We start from the raw sequence: 22,087 nt of genomic DNA on the forward strand, positions 1-22,087 counted from the left end.
GTGCCACACGTGTGGCATGCGGTAATTGTACAATATTGGAAATAATATCGTCAATATCCTTTTCATGCCCTCAACGATGAAATAAACGAAAGAGATGTGGCGATACCGAAATCAGACCTCTCCCTCTCACCAATACAATCCCGTTCCCCTCGGCTAGCACCTCAATTTTAACTTTTTCATAACTTTTTATCTCCGATCGCGAGATACAATGGAGTGAACTGAGAAAAATTAGAAGAAATGTCGAATATGCGGCTGCGGTGCAGCGGTAGGCATTTCGTTCGGAGGAAACGATGACCACGAAACACAAATCTTCAGTATTGCGGCGGACGATCTGGATCTCCGCACTCGTGCTCGGCACGCTGCTGCTCGTTACGGCAGGTTATCTCGGACATCTCTACTATAAGGCGGATTCCGCGATTGAGCGGATGGCGGCGCCGACAGATGCTATGCAAGCGAAGGGACAATCCCATGAAGTTGTTGCGAATGAAAAGGCAATCCGACCGTTCCTCATGCTGCTCGCCGGAATCGATAACCGGGAAGGAAGTGGAGGCACGTTAAATACCGATGTCCTGATGTTCATCAGCTTCAACCCGGAGACGCGCTCGGCGAGCATGATGTCGCTGCCGCGTGACCTGCTGATGAAGCCGAAAGATATGCCGAATCGGAAGGCTAATTTCTACTATGCCTACTACGCGATCAAGGATAAGGCTGCAGCGATTGCGAATACGAAACGGTTTTTCAGCGATATGCTGGGATTGCCGATCGATTATATGGCCCTGGTGAACTTCGACGCGCTGCGTCAAACCGTGAACACGGTTGGCGGGCTCGAGATTGACGTTGATATGGATATGAAATACGTGGATACCGCAGATGGCACCCACATTGATCTGAATAAAGGACTGCAGAAGCTGGACGGGCAGAAGACGCTCGACTTCGTGCGATACCGTAAATCCAATCGGGGCACCCAAGAGTCATCCGACTTTGCGCGGGGCGAACGGCAGCAGCAAGTCATCAAGCAATTAACGGATAAACTGAGTGCTTTCCAAGGGATGGCGCAGTGGGGGAAAGTGCTGGATATTATCGGGGACAACGTGAAGACGGACATGCCGGCGAACGAACTGAAGCAATGGCTCTTCAACTTCCCAACCTACTATCCGAAGACGATTCGCTCGTTGCATGTGGAAGCCGATTGGAAGAGTCCTTATGTCTACGCCAAGGAAGAGGATATGAGGCAGGCGCTCGCGGATCTGCGGGCCGAAGTCGGCCAAAAGGAGGCCAGTCCGATTCGTCTAGGCGACGTGATGGGGCTGATGAAGTAGATAAATGGTATCGATAAACACCGGAGATTTCTCCGGTGTTTTTTGTTGCGTTTATTTCCATAACATATATTGACAGGTAGAATAAAATGACATAGACTCTCATTAAGTATTAACTATCATTATATTGAGTGTGTCGAAAGGTGGTAACTATTATGAATAATCAAGCAAATCGCAGATGGTGGATCATGGGGTCTCTGGCGATTGGCATTTTGGCAGTCGGACTGGATATGACGATCCTAAATCTGGCGCTGCCATTTCTTGCGCTGGATATGCATGCATCCAATACGGAACTGCAATGGTTCGCGGATGCCTATAATCTCGTCTTTGCGGCGGCACTGCTTCCAGCGGGGATGCTCGGCGACAGATTTGGACGGAAGAAGATGCTGCTCGTCGGCTTGGTTGTGTTCGGTGCGTCTTCCTTGGCCTGCGCCTATGCCGGATCGCCGTGGGAACTCATTGTCGGACGCGCGTTCCTCGGACTCGGCGCAGCATTTCTTGTCCCCTTGTCCATGTCCATCATCCCGGTCTTGTTCGCAGAACACGAAAGATCCAAAGCCATTGCAGTATGGATGATGGCGAATGCGATCGGCATTCCGCTCGGACCCGTATTGGGGGGGTGGCTGTTGGATCACTACGCATGGGGTTCGGTCTTCTTGATCAATATTCCGCTCATTGTGATTGCCTTAGCAGCGGTCACGCTGTTTATGACAGAGTCCAGCAGCAGGGAGAAACAGAGCATCGATGGGGTTGGCATCCTTACTTCGAGTTTAGGGCTTACCGGCATCACCTTCGGCGTGATTGAAGTAGGGGAACGAGGCTGGGGAGACGGGCTTACGTTAATAACGCTCATCGGTGGTTTGGCATTCACAATTGGGTTTATCCTGTGGGAGAGACGAAGCAAGCATCCATTGATTGATCTGAGTATTTTTCGGTCCAAAAGGTTTACGGGTGGCATGCTGTTCGCGACGCTGATTTCCTTCGCTATGTTTGGAATTTTGTTCATCATGCCTCAGTACTTTCAGGGGATTGAAGGTGTAGAAGCGCTAAGTGCTGGATTGCGAATCTTGCCGCTGATTGGAGGACTTCTGGTAGGGTCACGCGTGTCGGATGGATTGCATGCACGTGCAGGCACTCGTATCACGATTACGGCAGGCTTCTGCCTGCTCGCCATAGGCTTCATCCTGGGAGCGAATACGAGCATAGACAGCGAATATGGTTATGCAGCCATCTGGATGACGATTGTTGGACTCGGAATCGGATTGGCGCTCCCAGCCTCGATGGACGAAGCGATGTCGGCGCTGTCCATGGAGCGAAGCGGTGTCGGTTCTGCACTGCTGATGGCGTTGCGACAAGTTGGGGGAACATTGGGAGTTGCGATTCTGGGTACGGTTTTGAATACAGGCTATCGGGAGCATATGAATGTGAGCGGATTGCCGAGTGCAGATGCCGAGATGATCCAGCGCAACTTATCTGCAGGCGTAACCGTTGCGAGACAGCTCTCGTCCAATGAATTAATGGCTTCCGTGAAGTCGTCGTTCGTCCATGGTATGGGGGCGACATTCTGGACGTGCGGGGCTGTCTCGGCGGCAGGCATCATCCTAACGCTAATGATTGTGCAGAAGCGAATGAAGCAGAAAGCTCGTACGGACATGCAGCAGGCCGCATTCCGAGAGTAGAATCGATGACGATAAGTTACACCAGCAGCTCGAACCTTACGAAGGGGCGGGCTGTTTCTGTTCTATTGATGACAGTGATGTCTCTCAATTGACATCAACATTTAAATGAAATAAAGTAGCAGTATCACGTTCAAGGAGTGAAAGGCACAGTGGAGAAAGAGCAAAAAATGGGCTTACGTGAGCGCAAAAAGGCTAAAACGATGGCAAGCATTCAGATGCATGCGATGCGGATGTTCCGCGAATTTGGCTATCATGCTACAACGGTTGAGCAGATTGCTGATGCAGCAGAAATATCTCCGAGCACTTTTTTTCGTTATTTTACCACGAAGGAAGATGTCGTGATTACGGATAACTATGATCCGATTCTCGTCGCTGCGTTCGAAGAGCAGCCATCTGATTTAACCCCGATTCAAGCTGTTCGTTGCGCGATGCGTTCCGGGATCGAGGGGATGTCGAATGAAGAGCTCGAGACGGTGCGTGAGCGGATTCAGATCATTATGACCGTTCCCGAATTACGAGCCTCTACCGTCAACAATATGATTCAGACCATGGATCTGATCGCAGGGGCGATAGGCAAGCGAGTTGGCAAAGACCCGGGCGATGTCGATGTGCGGACATTTGTCGGAATCGTCGTGGGCGTGTGTATCTCGGCAATGTTGTATTTTAGCGAACATCCTAATGAAAATTTTGCGCAACTGTTAGACGAAGGCTTTGCTAAGCTGGAGAGCGGAATCCCCCTCTGACATGATGCGAATTAGAGAAATTATAAGGACTACGTCTTTTTCGGATGTAGTTTTTTTGTGTTTCTGGAGCAAATTTAGCGGCATAGCCAAAGAAACGTTAGCCAACCATACGGTCTGCTAACGTTTCTTTTTCATGACAAGCTTTATTCTGCCTTCACCAGAATCTTCACTTGATTCTTCTCGCGGAGCAATGCTTCAAATCCTTCTTCAACAACTTCATCCAGCTTAATCCGTTTCGTAACAAGCTTCTCAGCCGAGAAGTAGCCTTGCGCCATCAAGCTGATCACGGCAGGGAAGACGTTGCGGTAACCGATAATTCCTTTGATGGAGCGTTCCATCATGACAATATTATTCGGTTTAATGGACGCTTCTTTCTCGAAAATGCTGACGATCATCAATTCTCCGCCGATTCTCGTGGAATTCAGAGCTTGTGTAAGGACAGGAGGGACCCCGGTCACTTCATAAGCGACATCTGCTCCGCCGCCCGTGCGTTTGTGGATTTCTTCCACTACATCATACTCTTTCGGGTCAATGACGATAGCGCCAAGCTCGATCGCTTTTTGCTTCCGCTCAGGGGACAGCTCCACCGCATAGATCTCGGCTGCACCGGAGGCTTTCAATGCTTCAATCACGAGCAAACCGATCGGGCCAGCGCCGAATACGACAGCTTTATCGCCAACTTTCAGTTTGCTCTGACGGACGGCATGGAGCGCAACGGCGGATGGTTCTACCAGTGCACCTTGCTCATAGGAGATGCTGTCCGGAATTTTGTGAACCATATATTCTTCCGCAGCTACGTATTCGGAGAATCCACCGCCGCCACCGGCAAGACCGAGGAAGCCCATGGTGGAGCATAAGTTATAGTAACCGGATTTACACGCATCACATGTACCGCAAGCATAGATCGGTTCGACGACAACGCGATCCCCGACTTTCACTTTGGATACGCCTTCGCCAATCTCGACGACTTGTCCAGAAAATTCATGGCCCATCACGATCGGCGCTTTTTCCCCTGTAATAGGATGCGGAGCACCCTCGGGAATGAAGATTGGACCTGCTGTATATTCATGTAAGTCGCTGCCGCAAATGCCGCACCATTCGACTTTAATTTTCACTTTACCTGGTAATGCCGTTGGTTCTTCAATGTGTTCTACACGCAAATCTTTGAGGCCATGCCATCTGAGTGCTTTCACCTTGCTCATCCCCTTAGAAATGTTGAATTTCGAAATAATCTATATTTTCGGAAATACGATATAATTTTAGGAAACGTTTCCGTTGACTACTATGTCACTAAATCGTCAAACTGTCAATGTTAAAAATGTTATTGACGTACAGAAATGACCATGTACCTGATTCTATTGCGTTTATGTTATAATAAAAATATTCATGAATGACGCAAACTATTGTGGAAACGATTTCGGATGAGTTGGGACGTGCTGGGATTGAGTAAAGATAAAGTGACGATAGAGGATGTCGCTGCACGAGCGGGGGTTGGGATCGCAACCGTGTCGAGAGCGATTAACAATATGGGCGGGATTAGTCCGAAGACGAAGGCCAAGGTGATGGAAGCGGTCGAGGAGCTAGGATTCATTCCGAATACGAATGCGCAGAACTTGAAGCTGCGTCAGACCAAGCTGATTGCGCTCGCCGTTCCGGATATTCGCAACGCCTTTGTACCGGAAATCGCCTATTCGGTCGAACAAGCGGCCAAGCATTACGGCTATCGCGTGGTTCAAATTAATACATTAGGCAATATAACGTCGGAGCTTGAGCTGCTGCGTGATATGAAGAAGCTTCATGCGGATGGTCTTATTATTTTACCGCTTGCGTATCCAGATACACTCAAGGATCTTATTAATAAAGCCAAGTTACCGATCTCCATTATCAATTATGGCAAAAAATTAGAGCCGGATATTAAGGCGGATATCGTCAGTCTTTCCACGCAAGAGGGCAGACTCGTCATGGAGCATTTGATTAGCATCGGCAGGACGAGAATTGGCTATGCGGGGGCGCCGAAAGAGATCATTGAGGAGCGTTTTTTTGCCTATGAGGATGCACTGGATCAAGTCGATCGATCGCTGGTCTATTTCGGGGATGATTTCTCACTCCAGACGGGGGCAAGGGCAGCGGATTATTTCGTGAATCTGACCCATATGCCGGATGCCATCTATGCGGGAAATGATATGGTCGCGATCGGGCTGCTGAATCGGTTCAAAGAACTAGGTGTACGTGTGCCGGAAGATATCGCGATCGTCGGCATCGATAACAATCTATTGTGTACGATCACGACGCCGAAGCTTAGCTCCGTCTCCATTATGGGGTCGGAAGTCGCGAAGGTGGCAACAGAGCTGCTATTGCAGCGCATCCATGAGCAGAAAAAAGGCCTGTACGAGCGGATACAGTTCGAGCCAAGACTTATCGTGAGAGAATCCAGCTTACCGCGAACGCGCACCACCCAGCAAATTGATTAAATTGAGCGTAAACAATGAAGAAGCTGTTTTCCCGAGGGAAGGCAGCTTTTTTGGCATGTTCGGGCCTCCGTGGACAGTGCATGTGGAGTCCGTTGCATTACTTGAACGAGTGGTTTATTCATGCTTCATTTGCTATACTCTAATAATTATTCAATTCGAAATCTCTCCCTTATTGCTCATTCATAAGGAAGGAGGATACATAAAAGATGAAATTATTAAGTTTAAGCCGTTTAACGCTAAATAGCATCATAATCGGCGGGGTTGCTGGGCTTTTGACATGGAGCTTTTTAGCTATTGTCTCTTTAACGACTCACTTTCTATGGGATACGATACCGAGTGTGGTTCATGTTCCATATTGGACCTTCATCGTGTGTTTAGTCGGAGGTATTTTGGTGGGATTATGTCAGAAGTACTTTGGTAATTACCCGCGTAATATGGAGGCTGTATTAGCAGAATTCAAGGAAACCAAAAGGATTGATTATAGTTCTACATTTAAAAGCGCGATCACTGCGCTTTGTGTTCTTTCTTTTGGAGCCAGTCTTGGTCCCGAGGCAGCTTTGGTTGGTATTGTAGGCGGTCTTACTACATGGGCAGGGGATGCTATTAAATCTAGAGTGAAGAAAAAAGAAGTCGCCAATGAATATGGAGATATCATCATCGAGTACAGTGTTGAGACGACCATTGGTATGATTTTCAGATCCCCGTTATTTGGTGTGACGACATTCTTCGAGGATTGGAAAGACCCTAGATTTATCAAGTTGATCAAGACACTTGTGTATACCATAACGACGGCTGCAGGTTTTGGTGTATTTGTATTTTTATCCAAAATCGATAACAGAAAATTTACGATAGCTGATTTTGGTCCGGCAAGTATTGGTGGAAAAGAAATCATGGCGATCATCCCGCTGATACTGATCGGGGTATTGCTAGCCAAATTGTATGAGTTTTTTGGATCTATTTTTCATAAGGTACTCAAGCCGCTTGATCATTATAAAGTCCTAAAAGCTGTGATTGGCGGATTAGCACTCGGATTAATCGGAACGGTGCTTCCTCTGACTTTATTCTCAGGGGAGCATGAGCTGACAGAATTAGCGGCAGACTGGTCCCATATGTCTATTTATTTATTATTGATATTAGGCATTGTAAAGTTATTCTTAACCGAATTTTGTCTATCCACGGGCTGGCGCGGAGGACACATATTTCCGATTATTTTCGCAGGGGTAAGTATAGGGTACGCAATGGCGTCGATCTTCCCAATAGATCCCGTAACATCCATTGCCATCGTCACGACTGCACTTACCAGTGCCATACTCAAAAAGCCAATCGCCGTTGTATTGATTTTAATGATGATATTCCCATTTAAGCTAATTATCCCAATGATCATAGCCGCATATCTACCGATCTATTTGTTCAAGCTGAAATGGCTGTCGGATGCTGACAATTAGGGCATGGATGGCGAAATAAAATATGTTTGATAACAGGCACCTGCTATATTGGCAGGTGTTTTTTTGCTGCATTCTTGAGAAAAGATTCAGAATTTTCATGCGTTAGTCTTCAATTTTCAGGATTAAGATGGAACATATTCAGTGACTTGTAGTAGGAGGGATGCAGATGAGACTGTTGGAGATTGTGTTGATTGCGGTCAATTTTGGATTGTTGTTCTGGGCAGTGATAGCGAATAGGAAGGTCGGGAAGACCTTTGTGATCCCGTTGGTGGTCGCCTTTGGTTTGGTGATTGCACAGGTTGCCGTGGAAGGTGCACGATGGGAGATGATTCCGGCTTATTTGACGCCCTTCGTATTAATGGCATATTTCTACATGGGTAAACGGAAAGAAAGACGCAGAAGTCCGGTCACTTTCTCGATGCAGATGGTGTTATTGATCATGTTTCTGCTCGCTTCCATAGCACCGCCCTGGTTGATGCCGATATTCTCGTTCGAGAAACCGACGGGGCCTTATGCGGTCGGATCAACCGTGTACCATTGGGTGGATGAACAACGGCATGAACCTTACTCGAAGAACTCGGCTGACAAGCGTGAACTGATGGTCCAAGTGTGGTATCCGGCCGCCGAAGGAAGCAAGGGAGAACAGAGCGCTTATCTCCAGAACGCTTCGATCATGACGCAAGCCATATCGACGAACATGATGAACCTTCCAGCTTTTACACTAAACCATTTGAAGCTGATTAAGACGCATTCGATGTTGGAAGCCAAGCTATCCGACTCGGAAAGCCGTTATCCTGTATTGATTTTCTCTCACGGGATGAACGGATATCGCAATCAGAATATGTTCCAACTGGAGGAACTGGCAAGCCACGGTTACATCGTGATGGCCACGGATTATACCTATGAAGCGGCTGCCACCGTGTATCCTGACGGACGCGTAGCGCCAAATCGAACCGATCCCAATCTGACTTCCAATGCCGAGTACACCAAGCACATCCCACTATGGACGGCCGATGCCACCTTTGTGCTTGATCAAGTAGAGAAGCTGAATCGGAATGATCCAGCTGGGCGTTTTACCGGCAAAATCGATATGGATCGAATCGGTATGCTTGGACATTCATTCGGTGGTGCCGCTACGCTGCAGATGGTCAAGAATGATCCGCGCGTGAAGGCTGCCCTGAGTATGGACGGCGGATTTTATGGTTCTCCGGTTTCCGATAAAGGACTTGGCAAACCGTTTCTCATGATGTATTCCGAGGAAACCTACAATAAGGTGATGACCTCTTACGATGATGTTGCCAAGCAGTTAGGCGGGGTAAGCCGCGAGGCGTTTGAAGCCCCGAGGAAAGACTATATTCAGAAATCGGGCTATGCGCTGGCAGGCGGCGGCCTATCCTTACTTATTCCAGGTTCCAAGCATGCAAGCTATTCCGATCTCGCGTTATTCTCTCCACTGCTGGGGTTGAACGGACCAGACCCACGGCGGGATCATCGCATCGTGAACGAATTCAGTGTTGCTTTTTTCGACCGGTATCTGAAAGGAAAGGACGATTCTGCGCTGCAAAGCTTAGCCGCCAAATATCCGGAAGTGAATTTTAAGGTGAACCCATAGGTTGAAACAGAGAAAAAGAAGCTTCCTATCCACATCTGAAGTGGGTATGGAGGCTTCTTTAATTTGGCTTGACCTTACTTATAATTAAAAATCTCCCTCACCACATTCTTCGCCAAGGCGATCTTCTGAGGGTCCTGCTGATTCAGCATATATGTAATCTCTTGAATATCCGATTGTGATTTCTCGGTATTATCTTGATTGATCGGGGTGAAGAGCTGCGATATGTCCACATCCAGCGCTTCCGCAATTTTGGCGAGGTTCAGTAGCGCGACGTTCTTCTCACCGCGTTCAACCTGTCCGACATAGGAAAAGTGAAAGCCGCCTTTTTCGCCGAGCGCTTCCTGCGTCAAGCCTTTTTCTTTCCTCAGTTCGCGAATACGCGCCCCAACCCGAAGAAGTACTTCTTTATCCGTCATTCCTTCCACACCTCTCTACTAGAAAGTGTAGATAAAATACGACCCACCATACACCATCATTTAGATATCATAAATTATACTTATTAATATCATTTTGTTGTATAATGGGATATAAAGGTAAGTATTTCCACGATTCGCCAAATCATAACCGCGCCCGTTGAATCGTGCAACAATCCGAGTGGGAGCTGAGGCATGTGAATCATTCAACCATCAATGATGAATGCAAAGATCATCGCTCAATCCAAGCTAAGACGATTAGGAAGCTGCAGCAGCTTTCGCAAGACTATATGAATGCGGCAACCCGCTATAATCACCCAGCCTCTGTTCATATGTGCATCTTATTCAGTGATCGTGCAATAGAGTATTTATTGAAGGCGCTGTACGTGGAGCGGAATAACAGCATGGCACCTCCGGCATCTTTTTCGCTCAGTGATGTCATTCAACTGCCTGCGCAAGAGTCCGGTCTCGATTTGAACATGATAACCTTGATTTACAATATTCATTTTCTGGCCGGTTGTAATGACCTTTCGCTTCTTCAGCAAATGGATACCCCTCAACTAACAAACCTGATAAACTGCGTGAACGATATCCATCTGCAGTTATCCGCAAGGATTGCAACGTAACGCTTCGAGTCACCGGGGGGATCTTTACTTTCCCGCTTATTTCCAACATACTAAGAATAGAAGGAAGGCAAATCGTGCAGGATAACATCGATTGACATGGAATGGTGTCGAATGATGTTCTGATACGGTACAAGCTTACCTTTCATCTAGACAAGCGAATAAGGGAGAGTGATCCGAATGTTAAGTGAGAAGCTGCTCGCGAAGTTGAACGATCAAATGAATTATGAGTTTTATTCCTCGCAGGTGTATCTGGCGATGGCGGCGTATTGTTCGTCGGAGAGTTTTGATGGGTTTGCGAATTTCTTCATCATGCAGTCGGAAGAAGAGAAATATCATGGAATGAAAATTTTCCATTTCATAAATGCACTAGGCAAACGCGCCGTCGTTACAGGCATGGAGAATCCTCAGAATGAATACAGCTCCTTACTGGATGCCTTCGAGCATGCCTTCGAGCATGAGAAGACGGTAACGAAGCGAATTTACGAATTGTCCGACATCGCGTGGGATGAGCGGGAGCATGCAACGATCAACTTCCTCAAGTGGTTCATTGATGAGCAGGTAGAGGAAGAAGCAACCTTCGATAGCATCATTCAGAAGCTGCGCCGTATCGATAACGATAGCAACGCGTTCTATATGCTCGATTCCGAGCTGGGTAAGCGTACGTTCACGCCAGGTCAAGAATAAGCAGATATCACTTGAGAAGCTGTTTTCCCGTGAGGGAAGGCAGCTTCTTCTTCATGCTCTGAGCTTATTTCTGCTTCACGAGAAAAAGTCCAACTCCGATCACGCCAACGCCAGCCCATGTCTTCCAGTTGGGAACTTCCCGGAGGAACAGATACCCCATACCGATCGAGATCAGCACCTCGATGCATTTGGCAGTCACGAGGACATAGCTCAGATTGTGAGCGGCTTTCACGCCGAATTTCACGCCGTATCCGACACTTAGATTAGCTGCTAAGAATACCGGAATCATCATGAGCTGGAATTTCAAGGTGGTCCAGAACATTGGATCAATATGCTTACTCTGATACGAGAAAATAAAGTTAATGACGGTTAATCCTCCGAATAGGAGTACAACGCTATATAGGTAGAACATGACAACCTCCTGAAGAATACGTTCAAGTATCTTCTTAATGTTTCCTACGCGCAACTTTCTTATCCCTGTGCAGGAAATATTGCCTCTCTCTAGCGTCATCCCATTCTGCTACAATAGGGGATAGAGAATGAGACAAAACTTTATAGGAACGATGTTGATGATGAGAATAGAATTAGGACAACGAAGTATCGAATTTCATGTAGAATACGGACAGCGTAAAAAGCTCTCGATCCATATCGACCCTTCAGGTCTCATTACGGTGAAAGCACCGAATGATACAAGCGACGATGTCGTGATGAGCGCGGTGAAGCAGCATGGAAGCAAGATTGTGAAGCAATTGCAAGCGATTGAGACGGCTCGGACAGCTCCGAAGGTCAGAGAATATCAAGAAGAAGGCAAGTTCCTGCATCTCGGGAAATACCATGCGCTGCATGAGTTAATCGAGACGAATGGGCTAACGGAAGAAGAACTTCAACGTGATCTGAAGAAGTTCTATTTCGCAAGCTGCAAGAAGGTGATTGGAGAACGGATCAAGATTTATCAGAAGCAGCTGAAAGTCACGCCGAAATCCTACATCATTGAGGAGTCGAGAACGAAGTGGGGGAGCTGCAGCTCGGCTAAGCATCTCACCTTCAATTATCGACTAGCGATGGCGCCCATCGAGGTCATCGATTATGTGGTCATTCATGAGCTATGCCATCTCCTGCATATGAATCATGATCGATCCTTCTGGCGACGGGTCGGAAGCATCATGCCGGATTACAAAGCGAAGGAAGCGTTCCTCGCAAGATATGGACAAGCCATGACGTTGTAATACTTGCAAGAATGAATGAGTAGGAGAGGGGACGTTACTATGGACGGGAACAAAACGACGTATGAATCGATCGACCATTATATTTCAACCTTTCCGCCGGACATTCAGGAAATCCTGGACTCGATCCGACAGGTCATCCGCGATGCCGCACCAGACGCAGCGGAGAAGATCAGCTATCAGATGCCGACGTTTGCGCAGTATGGCAATGTGGTTCATTTTGCCGCGTTCAAGAATCATATCGGCTTCTACCCGGCACCAAGCGGGATTGAGGAGTTCGAGCAAGAGTTAGCCCCCTACAAAGCAGGCAAAGGAACGATCCAATTTCCGTTAGGCAAGCCGTTGCCGATGGAGCTGATCACCAAGATCGTGAAATTTAGAGTTTCGGAGAATATCGCCAAAGCCGAACTGAAGACGAAAAATAAAAAGTAATTGAACGAGTCCGAATCTCAGGTTGAAACGATTACAGAAATTAACAATATTTAATGAAAAATATAACAAATATGGTATTCCATCCGATATAGGTAAAGTGTGCCTCCTAAAGAAGAGGTACAACAACCCACCTAGAAAGGATGTAGCGATAATGAAAAGTATATCAACACTAATTAAAAAAACGTTTAGTGTGGTTCTACTCTGTTCACTCATGTTTACAGGTATCGGAACCTTAGCCTTAGATAAGGCGGCTGCTGCAACGGGGGATGCGTATGTCTATTATGTATCCGATAGTGATTTGTATCGTGTGAAAAGTGATGGTACTGGAGCACAACGATTGTTGAAAAGTTTTAATTTTGAAGGCACCGAGATGAAGCCGGCTGGAGACTATTTATATTTTGCATACAGCCAAGGATCAACGACGTTACTGCGTGTTCCTGTAGACGGATCGACGAATATACCAAAACGATTCTTCGATGATGCAATCTATTTTGAGACGGATCATAACTTCTTGTATTATATGGATAGTAAAGGGAAAATCTATCGCGCGCCAGCCAATGCGGTGGATAAATCCGAAGCCAAATTGATTGCCGATATGGCAGATACGAAATTCTCTGGATTTGTCGTGGTTGAAGGTCGCGTCTATTATAATGCACTGAAAGACGGACGCAAGACTTGGGTGGCATCGAAGGCAGCTGATGGTACGGGACAAGTGCAATGGATTGCAGCAGGTGCTTTTGAGAAGCCTTGGGAAGCACGAGTTACGGGTTCAACCTTGTATTTCGTAGTGAATATCAAACCGGAAGAAGTCCAATACTCCACGAACAGTATCGTAATTTACGCCATGCCTGCAAAAGGCGGGGCAGCGAAAGCCGTTAATGCAAAAGCTCCACTTGATGTGAATGCGGCTTATTCCGGCTGGTGGGCTAACCATCTCTTTGTATTTAACAAAGGAATTAAGCTGAATGTAGATGGAGATTACGATTATAGTATCAGCAAAGGGACACTCTTGACCTCAGAAGGAAAAACGATTGATCTGCATAAATCTGGCGTGCCAGAGATTGCAAGTGTAGGAACAGATAAGCTCGCATTTGTTGATGCGGGTGGCCATGCTTATGTGAGTACGCTCAAGAATAATAAAGTCGTCAGCACCAAAACATTGTCTGTTACCGACGCTTGGTATGTTCGTAATCTAGTAACGGATAGTCAAGTAAGAGCGACCTTGATCTTTGCGGATAGTGGCGCATATCTGTTGAAGAATGATCTTTCATTGGAGAAAATCGTTGGCGTGGAATGGGATTATGTCAAATACAAAGATAATGTATCTGGATTTTTCTATATCAATGCTGGAGATAACGGACGATTGTACCATATGGGGGATGATGGTAAGACGAGTACAAAGCTAAGTGAAGAGACGATTGATCATATCGTTCTGATTGACAAGCAATAAGGAGCAGAAGCTCACGGATACGGAAAGCCGCCCTATACGCCAGCATGAAGCGGTGTATAGGGCGGCTTTTTGTCATTCCTTACGCTTTCACAGGGATTTTCATCTCCGGCGTCTTATGATAGTTTTTCACCCATTTGCCTTTCGCATCGGTCATGATTTTTCCCTTCTTATCCATGCTGTAGGAAAGGTGGAAAACTTCAGCGATGAAGTTAAATAAAACTTGCAGGTGACGTAACGTCACCGGATACAATAGGAAATACGAGGAGGAGGAGTACCGTGATGCCGGAGGAACACCATTACTTCACAACGGGGCAACTTGCGAAGCGAACGGGGATGACGCTTAGAACGCTTCGCTACTATGACAAGATTGGATTGCTGAAGCCGTCAGAGCACAACCATGCTTCTGTCCGCCTCTACAGTAAGGAAGATGTGGCACGGCTGCACAAGATCCAGATGCTTAAGTACGTCGGGTTGTCCCTGGCCGAGATCAGACAATATATCCAAGATGACACCACCCCCGAACAAGACCTGGGAAGTTCATTGAAGATGCAAAAAGAAATCATCCAATCCCAAATCGCTCATTTGCAATACGTATCCAAAGCCATTGATGAAGCACTGGGGAAGGTGGATGAACAGGGACAACAAGTCGATTGGGAAGGTGTAGCGGGCGTGATGCGAACGATTCATAAGGAGAAGGACTGGAGTGAGCAGTACCATAATGCGGTGCGGCTGCAGGCGAGAATGCGATTGTATGATCAGTTTAGTTCGAACAAGACGGGATGGCATCGATGGTTCTTCGAGCATCTGGGCTCGCTTCCCCATCTCAAGGTACTGGAGCTCGGCTGTGGTGATGCGGCCTTATGGCGAAGGAATACGGACCTCATTCCAGAAACCTGGAGCATTACGCTTACGGATCTATCGGCAGGGATGCTTGAGCAGGCGCGGATGAGCTTGGGTGCACACAGCGGACGGTTCAAATTTCTGCTTGCCGACGCCCAGGAGATTCCTTTCCACGACAACGAGTTCGATATCGTGATCGCCAATCACATGCTGTATCATGTGCTCGATATGAATCGTGCCATATCCGAGATGCACCGTGTGCTGAAACCTGGCGGGTGCTTGTACGCCTCTACGATGAGCACGCGTCATCTGCAAGAAATCGAGCAGTTGACCCGAGCGTTCGATCCGCAAATTCAGGTGCTTGACCCTGTGATGGACCGCTTCCAGCTTGATAACGGAAGAGATACGCTGCGGGCTGCGTTCACCGAGATCGAGCAGATCCGGTTCGAGGATGATATGCGGATCGATGAGGTGCAGCCGCTCATCCAATACATGACTTCAACGCCGATGAATGCGAGGAAGCTTCTTGTCGGCACCAAGCTCGACCAATTCACGACTTATTTGAAGGGTAAGATCGCAGAACAAGGCAGTCTCTACATCACGAAGGATACGGGATTTTTTTTGGCCAGAAAAACGGATGAGGATAAGGGGAGATCGGGATGATACCGAACATTGAAATCGTGAAAGAAGAGATTTTATCGAACAATTGGTATGTGCTGAAAAAAATGACCTTCAAGTATCAGAAGCGTGACGGCAGCTGGGAAACGCAAGCAAGAGAAGCGTATGACCGCGGCAACGGCGCTGCGATTCTGTTGTATAACCGGGAGAAGCAAACCGTCATTCTGACCCGGCAATTTCGGATGCCGACGTATATGAACGGCAATGAGACGGGTCTGCTTATTGAGGCTTGTGCGGGGCTGCTGGATAAGGACTCGCCGGAGGACTGCATTCGCCGTGAAACGGAAGAGGAAACCGGCTACCGAGTATCCAACGTGCACAAGATTGGGGAGGCTTATATGTCCCCGGGATCAGTGACGGAAATACTCTATTTCTTCGTGGCAGAATATACGCCGCATATGCAGACGGGTCAGGGCGGAGGCGTAGAGAAAGAACAGGAAGAGATCGAAGTGCTGGAGCTGCCCTTCGGACAAGCCCTGAACATGGCGGAGAACGGTGAAATACGGGATGCGAAAACGATCATGCTGCTGCAATATGCCCAGCTGAACGGGTTGCTTCATCCTGTGAGCCAACCTCAGCATATACTAATCGCGGGGCCTTATCGTTCCAATACGGGAGACGATTCGGAGCTAATCGAGGCCAATATGCGGCTGATGAATGAAGCAGCCTTGCGCGTGTATGAGATGGGGCATCTGCCGGTTCTCGGCGAATGGTACGCCCTGCCGCTCATGGAGACGGCCGGTTCGCAACGTATCGGAGATGAGATATTCGAGCGGATGTTCCACCCATCGGCCGTTCGGCTGTTATCTCATTGCGATGCAGTTCTTAGAATAGGAGGACCGTCCAAGGGTGCCGATGAGATGGTAAGAACTGCTGAGGCCAAGGGGAAAAGGGTATACCGCGATCTCGATGAAATTCCAGTACTGGCTTAGGTAGGTGTCGCGTCAACAAAAGCAGCGCAAAACTGGAACAATACAGTCTTGCGCTGCTTTTATCTGTTATTCATCGATCGTTTTCTGTTAATAGGGGACTTAGGTGCGTAAAATATTAGGTTCTCGTTTGAACGGCTAGCCCACTAAATGAAATCGGACCAACAACATCAGCTCTGGTATTTGCGGTCTGGTTTTGTGCGGTTACTGTGTAGACATGATTACCTGATCTTACATTTCGATCGATCGCCTGAAATGTGACAGCATAGTTTTGTTCCGAAGCAGCTGATTCAATACCTTGTAGTGTATTGAAGATCTCTACGCCGTCTCGGAAGATTTTAAAGAGGATTTGTGCAATACCGGTAATCCCCTTTACACCAACAGTTGCTACTAGTTCAACTCGATTAGGTTGAGCATTCACAGCGGGTATTCTTAATCGAATGGTTGCTAGGCGAGATCTAGCCGGTGAACGTCTGATCGTAAATGAAGTTGCTAAGTTGAATCTACGACGTGGCTGGACGGCAGCTTTATCGAGAATACGTACCAAAAAATCATCTCCTCTCGTTTGATATTCTCAAAGTATGTTGGACAAGAGGAGAGTGATTGGACGATTATTAAACAGTTTCGAAATAAGGCAGATACATGAGATAAATGTCTTTTTTAATCATGTTAACGATTTGCTCTTCATGTTTCATTTCTCCCATCTCTTCTGTCTCTAGCATGTACTCTATCTATGTAACAATCTCAACTTCTTACTTTGTGACATTGAAATAAATAACAGCCGAGGTTCATTCTCCGTTCACACGCGTGTGATATGCTCTCCCAAGAAATCGAGAGATCACAAATATGCTGAATGGTGGGGACTAATCATGTCATCGTCTATAAGGAACTTATCGTGCAAATTGGTTTTACTGGCGTTACTGGTCGTTACGATTGGGGCGAGTTGGATGCAATCCGCTAGAGCGGAGGGAGCGGCGGCGGATCTGAACGATACAGCTGGGCTAACGCCTTTCATGGATGGTATCATGAAAGTGCAAATGGATAATTTCAAAATACCAGGCGCGGTCATCTCGATCGTCAAGGATGGGAAGATCCTGTTCACGAAGGGGTATGGTTACGCCAACATCGAAAAAGGTGCGTTAGTCGATCCGGAGACCAGCCTGTTTCGGATCGCTTCGACTACGAAGCTGTTCACTTGGACGGCCGTCATGCAATTGGTTGAGCAGGGCAAGCTCGATCTTGATACAGACGTAAATACCTATTTAAAAACGGTGAAAATACCAAAAACCTATCCGCAACCCGTTACGATGCGTCATCTGATGACCCATACTGCGGGATTTGAGGAGGGGGGGATCGGCTATCAAATTACCACGGACCCCAAGAAACTGCCGGTGTCGATCTCAGACACACTTGCCAAGCATATGCCGGCACGGGTTCGGCCACCGGGCGAAATGATGTCTTATTCCAACTATGGCACCGCGCTCGCGGGGCTCATCGTCGAGGAGGTTAGCGGCCTCTCGTACAATGACTATATCCAGAACAACATCTTCGATCCGCTCGACATGAAATATGCTACGGTTCAGGAGCCTATTCCGGCGTCATTAGAGCCTTATGCGGTGTTAGGCTATGCCAGGGAAAACGGTACATTCGTGGCCCAACCGCCTACCTTTGAGGGAGGCTTTCGTCCTGCGGGGTCTGGTGCCGTGTCAGCGATTGATATGGCCCATTTTATGATCGCACATCTTCAGGATGGACAGTATGGGGATGGGCGAATACTCAAGGCGGAAACCGCCAGATTTATGCATTCGCCGGCGTTCCAGTTTGATGAGCGTCTGCCGGCGATGGACCTGGGCTTTATTGAGCAAAGGAAGAATGGGCTGCGCATCCTTTCCCATGGAGGAGCAGACACGCTATTCACAACGGAGCTGTATCTTGTACCTGATAAGAAAATTGGCATATTTGTATCCCATAGCGGCGGGGATGGAGGGGCAGCAACGGTAGGATTATTACAAGCCTTCTTCAATCGTTACTTCCCGGTGCAAGCCATAGAGTCGCCACCAGTATCCGCCGAGCTTGAGAACACCGTGCAGAAATACGCCGGTTCCTATCAATTCACGCGCCGTAACCACACGGATATCGATAAGTTTTTCAGCTTCTTGTCCCAGATCAACGTTACGGCTGAGGGTAACCGATTATCCATAGGGAGCGGGGCCGAACAGCAAGTTTTCGCTCCGATCGGACCGAATTTATTTCAAGAAGTCGGAGGCTCGCATCAGATCGGATTCCGCACGGATGCGTCGGGGAAGGTTACCCATCTGCTGCTGGATATTCTTCCTGAAATGCCGCTCGAGCCCACGCCGCTGTCCGACCAAACCACTTTCTGGTTACCCTTGCTGGGCATCTCGGCCGTGCTGTTCATTACATCATTGACGGGGTTCGCTTATCGCCGGCGTGAAATGAAGACGATGCCGACAGCGCAGAAGTGGGCAATCCGGCTGTCGGCGATTACCGCGGCATGGGCGTTAGCGACCTGTATCGCGACGTTCGTCGTGGTGTTGAACATGGATTTGCTGGATCGACTTAGCCGCATTCCGGAATCGTTACATCTCTATCTATTCATGCCGATAATCCTTGTCGGATTGACAGCAGCCATCGTGGCTTATAGCGTCATGGCATGGAAAAACAAATATTGGACGGTGCTGAAGCGCGTGCATTTCACCCTCGTGGCGATCTCGGCGGTCGTGATGAGTCTGTTCTTCTATCACTGGAATCTACTGGGATGGCAGTTCGGTTGAAGCAACAATCCACCCATTCGGGGGGGAATTCGATAGAGATTGGAGGCGTACATGCGCATGGCTAAAATCCTTATCGCGGATGACGATACGCATATTCGCGAGCTAATCACGTTATTTTTACGGAATGAAGGATTCGAGCTATTGGAGGCAAGGGATGGCGCGGAAGCGCTGGCGATCGTGGAAAATTCGCAAATCGACCTGGTGATCCTGGACATTATGATGCCCCATATCGATGGCTGGGCATTGTGCACAGAGATCAGGCGCGTCGATTCGAATCTTCCAATCTTGATGGTCACGGCCAAAGGAGAAGCTGGGCATAAGGTAAAAGGATTCCAACTTGGAACGGACGATTACTTAACGAAACCGTTCAATCCGATGGAGCTTGTGATGCGAGTCAAAGCATTGCTGAAACGTTATATGATTGTCGCTTCACAGACGATACAGCTAGGCGGCATTGTGCTGAATCGCCGTAACTATCAAGTGATTCGGGGAGATGAGACGCTCAATCTGCCGTTAAAGGAGTTCGAGCTCCTGTTCAAGCTGGCTAGCCATCCAGGGCAGATCTTTACCCGGGACCAGTTGATCTTGCATATCTGGGGCAAAAATTATGATGGCGTTGATCGAACCGTCGATGTTCACATTAAACGGCTAAGGGAGAGGTTTGCTGGCGATTCGGAGCATTTCCAAATTGAAACGGCCCGCAGTCTGGGATATCGGCTAGTGATATCATGATCAAAACCTTATACGTCCGTATCATTTGCACGTTTCTGGCGGTCATTATCTTCAGCTTGCTATCCTCTTTCTTGATAGGGCTCATTCTCTTCCAGAAAGAGATCGACCATACAGGACAGAACGACATGATTGCCGTCGGAGAGGAGATGATACGTCTCTATGAACAAACAAAACCCGATGATCAGGAGGCGTTCATGCAGCACATGGTGAAGATATCCGCTTATCCGATTCATCTGGTTGACACTTCCGGTAACGTAACGTTCTATGGCTTGGACGATACGAGTAGCTTCGAAATCGCACCGGAAGCGGTCCGGCAGGTGCTCCAGGGACACGATTATCGTTCTCCCGGTGAGGCAGATCAAACGTTTATCGGTCTTCCTTTTTCATTCGCAGGGGAGCGGCGTGCGATGTTTATGCAGTTCTCCTCGCAGAACGAAAACCTCATCAATCGGATGATGATGATCGTATTGCTGCTCGGCCTGTTGATTGGAAGCCTATGCATCTTCATTGCGGCCAGGTATTTGGTGAAACCGATCCAGGCCTTGACGCAAGCGACCAGAAGACTTGCGAAGGGCGACTTCGACGTGGTAATACAAACGAAACGAGCGGACGAGATGGGAGCGTTAACGCAGAGCTTCAATGAAATGGCGAGCGAGCTGAAGCAATTGGAGCAGATGAGGCAGGATTTCGTATCGAATGTCTCGCATGAAATTCAAACCCCGCTCACGTCGATTTCAGGTTTTGCAATGGCGATGAAGCATAGTCATTTGGTCGCAGAAGGCGATCGAAGCTACTACCTCGATATTATTATCGCGGAGAGCGGGCGACTATCTAGGCTTAGCGATAATTTGTTGAAGCTCGCCTCCTTAGATTCGGAACATCATCCATTCGAGGCGACGACGTATTACATCGATGAGCAAATCAGGCAAATCGTCGTGACTTGTGAGCCGCAATGGTCGGCGAAGGGCATTCGCATCGAGTTGGAACTTGCGGACGCCGTCAACATCACGGCAGATCGGGACCAGCTAAACCAAGTATGGATGAATTTACTCGGCAACAGCATCAAGTTTACCCCTGAGGGCGGGCATATCGAAATACGCATGACCCGTGCGGAGAAAGAAGTCTTCTTCTCCATAACCGATACAGGGGTTGGAATCGCGCCGGAGCAGCTTGATTATGTGTTCGAGCGGTTCTACAAAACGGATCGATCGCGGAACCGCAGCATCGGAGGGAATGGCTTAGGACTTGCCATCGCGAAAAAAATCGTGACGCTTCATCAGGGGAACATCGAAATGAAAAGTCAGGTCGGCCAAGGTACGACCGTGGATGTTCATTTGCCTATTCGATAACATTTCGAAAATGGTAAAGGAAAATACGGTTACGATCTGCCGAATCTGTGGTAGAATAACGAAGGACAATAACCCGTACACATTCAATTGGAGAAGTAGGGAACGTATGAGAGCCCTGCTTTTTTTTCATTTGAAGATGTCAGGTACTGGATATAATAATAAGGAGAACAGGAATGCCAACGATAATTGCAAAGCCATTTGATCATGAAATGCAGAGATGTCTAAGTGAAGTCACATCTGCTTATCATGCAGGGGAATTGAGCACGAAGGAGCTATCTGAATTACCGGAAGAGATTTATATCATTGAGGCGGAAGATACGATGGTTGGGTACGGGGTCGTATGGGAATACGATAACGGGAAACAGCTTATCCAGAAAGCCGAACAAGATTATTTTAGCGCCGATGAGCGGTATTTGGAGAAGGACTTCTATATTGATATCAAGAGCAAGAAGGACTTTATCTTTATCGAAGCCTTGGATGTGCTCAAAGAATTTGAAAACAAAGGGTACGCGGCTTCCTTCATGAACTGGCTCAAAGCGAAGTATCCAAGCAAAAGAATGTACGTCTATACCCTGGATAAATCACGGAATTTCTGGTTCAAGCAAAATTTCGAGGTTCTGGGAAGCACGGCATGGATGACCTTTAATTAAGGCATTCTGTGAGATTAAAT

21 protein-coding genes are annotated in these 22,087 nt (G+C 47.8%); 17 read left to right on the forward strand and 4 right to left on the reverse strand.

Going from position 1 to position 22,087, the window contains the following annotated elements; all coding sequences use genetic code 11:
* Window positions 1-290: 290 nt before the first annotated feature.
* The 3 genes from C558_RS31690 (at window position 291) to C558_RS0122270 (ending at window position 3,738) form a co-directional block, all read left to right on the forward strand.
* Window positions 291-1,319: an LCP family protein gene (locus C558_RS31690; RefSeq protein ID WP_018758518.1), complete on the forward strand. Its 1,029-nt coding sequence runs from the start codon at window positions 291-293 to the stop codon at window positions 1,317-1,319.
* Window positions 1,320-1,471: 152 nt separating this feature from the next.
* Window positions 1,472-2,995, forward strand: a complete 1,524-nt coding sequence (locus C558_RS0122265; RefSeq protein WP_018758519.1) for an MFS transporter — start codon at window positions 1,472-1,474, stop codon at window positions 2,993-2,995.
* Window positions 2,996-3,144: 149 nt separating this feature from the next.
* Complete coding sequence (locus C558_RS0122270; RefSeq protein ID WP_018758520.1) at window positions 3,145-3,738, forward strand: acyl-CoA-like ligand-binding transcription factor; 594 nt, start codon at window positions 3,145-3,147, stop codon at window positions 3,736-3,738.
* 143 nt (window positions 3,739-3,881) lie between these two features.
* Here the strand turns inward: C558_RS0122270 and C558_RS0122275 are convergent, their stop codons facing one another.
* Window positions 3,882-4,931, reverse strand: coding sequence for a 2,3-butanediol dehydrogenase (locus tag C558_RS0122275; RefSeq protein ID WP_018758521.1), 1,050 nt, complete (start codon window positions 4,929-4,931; stop codon window positions 3,882-3,884).
* Window positions 4,932-5,159: 228 nt separating this feature from the next.
* Here C558_RS0122275 and C558_RS0122280 point away from each other — a divergent pair, with 228 nt between their 5' ends.
* From C558_RS0122280 to C558_RS0122290, 3 genes are all read left to right on the forward strand, one after another.
* The gene (locus C558_RS0122280) at window positions 5,160-6,209 is read left to right on the forward strand and encodes a LacI family DNA-binding transcriptional regulator (RefSeq protein WP_018758522.1); all 1,050 of its coding nucleotides are present in this window, start codon (window positions 5,160-5,162) and stop codon (window positions 6,207-6,209) included.
* 206 nt (window positions 6,210-6,415) lie between these two features.
* Window positions 6,416-7,654 carry a chloride channel protein gene (locus C558_RS0122285; protein ID WP_018758523.1) on the forward strand — a complete coding sequence of 413 codons (1,239 nt, stop codon included), beginning with the start codon at window positions 6,416-6,418 and terminating at the stop codon, window positions 7,652-7,654.
* Between the two features lie 166 nt (window positions 7,655-7,820).
* A complete protein-coding gene (locus tag C558_RS0122290) occupies window positions 7,821-9,266 on the forward strand; it encodes an alpha/beta hydrolase family protein (RefSeq protein WP_018758524.1) in 1,446 nt (481 codons plus the stop codon).
* 74 nt (window positions 9,267-9,340) lie between these two features.
* On the opposite strand, the gene C558_RS0122295 is transcribed toward C558_RS0122290, so the two are convergent.
* On the reverse strand, window positions 9,341-9,682 hold the full coding sequence (locus C558_RS0122295) for a helix-turn-helix domain-containing protein (RefSeq protein ID WP_018758525.1): 342 nt from the start codon (window positions 9,680-9,682) through the stop codon (window positions 9,341-9,343).
* A gap of 194 nt (window positions 9,683-9,876) precedes the next feature.
* On the opposite strand from C558_RS0122295, the gene C558_RS0122300 reads away from it, so the two are divergent.
* Both C558_RS0122300 and C558_RS0122305 read left to right on the forward strand, forming a co-directional pair.
* Window positions 9,877-10,305 carry a hypothetical protein gene (locus tag C558_RS0122300; RefSeq protein ID WP_018758526.1) on the forward strand — a complete coding sequence of 143 codons (429 nt, stop codon included), beginning with the start codon at window positions 9,877-9,879 and terminating at the stop codon, window positions 10,303-10,305.
* 177 nt (window positions 10,306-10,482) lie between these two features.
* A complete protein-coding gene (locus C558_RS0122305) occupies window positions 10,483-10,989 on the forward strand; it encodes a ferritin (RefSeq protein WP_018758527.1) in 507 nt (168 codons plus the stop codon).
* A 64-nt stretch (window positions 10,990-11,053) separates the two neighbouring features.
* On the opposite strand, the gene C558_RS0122310 is transcribed toward C558_RS0122305, so the two are convergent.
* Complete coding sequence (locus C558_RS0122310) at window positions 11,054-11,401, reverse strand: hypothetical protein (RefSeq protein WP_018758528.1); 348 nt, start codon at window positions 11,399-11,401, stop codon at window positions 11,054-11,056.
* Window positions 11,402-11,561: 160 nt separating this feature from the next.
* Here C558_RS0122310 and C558_RS0122315 point away from each other — a divergent pair, with 160 nt between their 5' ends.
* The 5 genes from C558_RS0122315 (at window position 11,562) to nudK (ending at window position 16,544) form a co-directional block, all read left to right on the forward strand.
* Window positions 11,562-12,215 carry a M48 family metallopeptidase gene (locus C558_RS0122315; RefSeq protein ID WP_026264076.1) on the forward strand — a complete coding sequence of 218 codons (654 nt, stop codon included), beginning with the start codon at window positions 11,562-11,564 and terminating at the stop codon, window positions 12,213-12,215.
* Window positions 12,216-12,254: 39 nt separating this feature from the next.
* Window positions 12,255-12,644, forward strand: a complete 390-nt coding sequence (locus C558_RS0122320; RefSeq protein ID WP_018758530.1) for an iron chaperone — start codon at window positions 12,255-12,257, stop codon at window positions 12,642-12,644.
* Between the two features lie 151 nt (window positions 12,645-12,795).
* Complete coding sequence (locus C558_RS0122325; protein ID WP_018758531.1) at window positions 12,796-14,094, forward strand: DUF5050 domain-containing protein; 1,299 nt, start codon at window positions 12,796-12,798, stop codon at window positions 14,092-14,094.
* A 279-nt stretch (window positions 14,095-14,373) separates the two neighbouring features.
* Window positions 14,374-15,597 carry a MerR family transcriptional regulator gene (locus tag C558_RS0122335; RefSeq protein ID WP_018758533.1) on the forward strand — a complete coding sequence of 408 codons (1,224 nt, stop codon included), beginning with the start codon at window positions 14,374-14,376 and terminating at the stop codon, window positions 15,595-15,597.
* A complete protein-coding gene (gene nudK, locus C558_RS0122340; protein ID WP_018758534.1) occupies window positions 15,594-16,544 on the forward strand; it encodes a GDP-mannose pyrophosphatase NudK in 951 nt (316 codons plus the stop codon). The genes C558_RS0122335 and nudK overlap by 4 nt, the downstream gene beginning before the upstream one ends.
* A gap of 115 nt (window positions 16,545-16,659) precedes the next feature.
* On the opposite strand, the gene C558_RS0122345 is transcribed toward nudK, so the two are convergent.
* Window positions 16,660-17,088 carry a hypothetical protein gene (locus C558_RS0122345; RefSeq protein WP_018758535.1) on the reverse strand — a complete coding sequence of 143 codons (429 nt, stop codon included), beginning with the start codon at window positions 17,086-17,088 and terminating at the stop codon, window positions 16,660-16,662.
* Window positions 17,089-17,488: 400 nt separating this feature from the next.
* Between C558_RS0122345 and C558_RS0122355 the strand changes: the two genes are divergently transcribed.
* From C558_RS0122355 to C558_RS0122370, 4 genes are all read left to right on the forward strand, one after another.
* Window positions 17,489-19,336 (forward strand): serine hydrolase domain-containing protein, encoded by a 1,848-nt coding sequence (locus C558_RS0122355; protein WP_018758537.1) that lies wholly within the window; start codon window positions 17,489-17,491, stop codon window positions 19,334-19,336.
* Window positions 19,337-19,393: 57 nt separating this feature from the next.
* Window positions 19,394-20,068, forward strand: coding sequence for a response regulator transcription factor (locus C558_RS0122360; protein WP_018758538.1), 675 nt, complete (start codon window positions 19,394-19,396; stop codon window positions 20,066-20,068).
* A complete protein-coding gene (locus C558_RS0122365; protein WP_018758539.1) occupies window positions 20,065-21,417 on the forward strand; it encodes a HAMP domain-containing sensor histidine kinase in 1,353 nt (450 codons plus the stop codon). Before C558_RS0122360 ends, C558_RS0122365 begins: the two co-directional genes overlap by 4 nt.
* 173 nt (window positions 21,418-21,590) lie before the next feature.
* Entirely contained in the window at window positions 21,591-22,067 is a 477-nt protein-coding gene (locus tag C558_RS0122370; RefSeq protein ID WP_018758540.1) for a GNAT family N-acetyltransferase, read from the forward strand.
* The last annotated feature ends 20 nt before the right edge of the window (window positions 22,068-22,087 follow it).

Origin of the sequence: Paenibacillus terrigena DSM 21567, assembly GCF_000374845.1 — a bacterium.
Classification (GTDB): domain Bacteria; phylum Bacillota; class Bacilli; order Paenibacillales; family Paenibacillaceae; genus Paenibacillus_K; species Paenibacillus_K terrigena.

Coding starts and splice junctions, on each gene's coding strand:
- C558_RS0122295 (WP_018758525.1), bottom strand. CDS start 9,682: ATGACGGATAAAGAAGTACTTCTTCGGGTTGGGGCGCGTATTCGCGAA.
- C558_RS0122335 (WP_018758533.1), top strand. CDS start 14,374: ATGCCGGAGGAACACCATTACTTCACAACGGGGCAACTTGCGAAGCGA.
- C558_RS0122370 (WP_018758540.1), top strand. CDS start 21,591: ATGCCAACGATAATTGCAAAGCCATTTGATCATGAAATGCAGAGATGT.
- nudK (WP_018758534.1), top strand. CDS start 15,594: ATGATACCGAACATTGAAATCGTGAAAGAAGAGATTTTATCGAACAAT.
- C558_RS0122355 (WP_018758537.1), top strand. CDS start 17,489: ATGCAATCCGCTAGAGCGGAGGGAGCGGCGGCGGATCTGAACGATACA.
- C558_RS0122305 (WP_018758527.1), top strand. CDS start 10,483: ATGTTAAGTGAGAAGCTGCTCGCGAAGTTGAACGATCAAATGAATTAT.
- C558_RS0122365 (WP_018758539.1), top strand. CDS start 20,065: ATGATCAAAACCTTATACGTCCGTATCATTTGCACGTTTCTGGCGGTC.
- C558_RS0122360 (WP_018758538.1), top strand. CDS start 19,394: ATGGCTAAAATCCTTATCGCGGATGACGATACGCATATTCGCGAGCTA.
- C558_RS0122325 (WP_018758531.1), top strand. CDS start 12,796: ATGAAAAGTATATCAACACTAATTAAAAAAACGTTTAGTGTGGTTCTA.
- C558_RS0122265 (WP_018758519.1), top strand. CDS start 1,472: ATGAATAATCAAGCAAATCGCAGATGGTGGATCATGGGGTCTCTGGCG.
- C558_RS0122290 (WP_018758524.1), top strand. CDS start 7,821: ATGAGACTGTTGGAGATTGTGTTGATTGCGGTCAATTTTGGATTGTTG.
- C558_RS0122280 (WP_018758522.1), top strand. CDS start 5,160: ATGAGTTGGGACGTGCTGGGATTGAGTAAAGATAAAGTGACGATAGAG.
- C558_RS0122320 (WP_018758530.1), top strand. CDS start 12,255: ATGGACGGGAACAAAACGACGTATGAATCGATCGACCATTATATTTCA.
- C558_RS0122310 (WP_018758528.1), bottom strand. CDS start 11,401: ATGTTCTACCTATATAGCGTTGTACTCCTATTCGGAGGATTAACCGTC.
- C558_RS31690 (WP_018758518.1), top strand. CDS start 291: ATGACCACGAAACACAAATCTTCAGTATTGCGGCGGACGATCTGGATC.
- C558_RS0122285 (WP_018758523.1), top strand. CDS start 6,416: ATGAAATTATTAAGTTTAAGCCGTTTAACGCTAAATAGCATCATAATC.
- C558_RS0122315 (WP_026264076.1), top strand. CDS start 11,562: ATGAGAATAGAATTAGGACAACGAAGTATCGAATTTCATGTAGAATAC.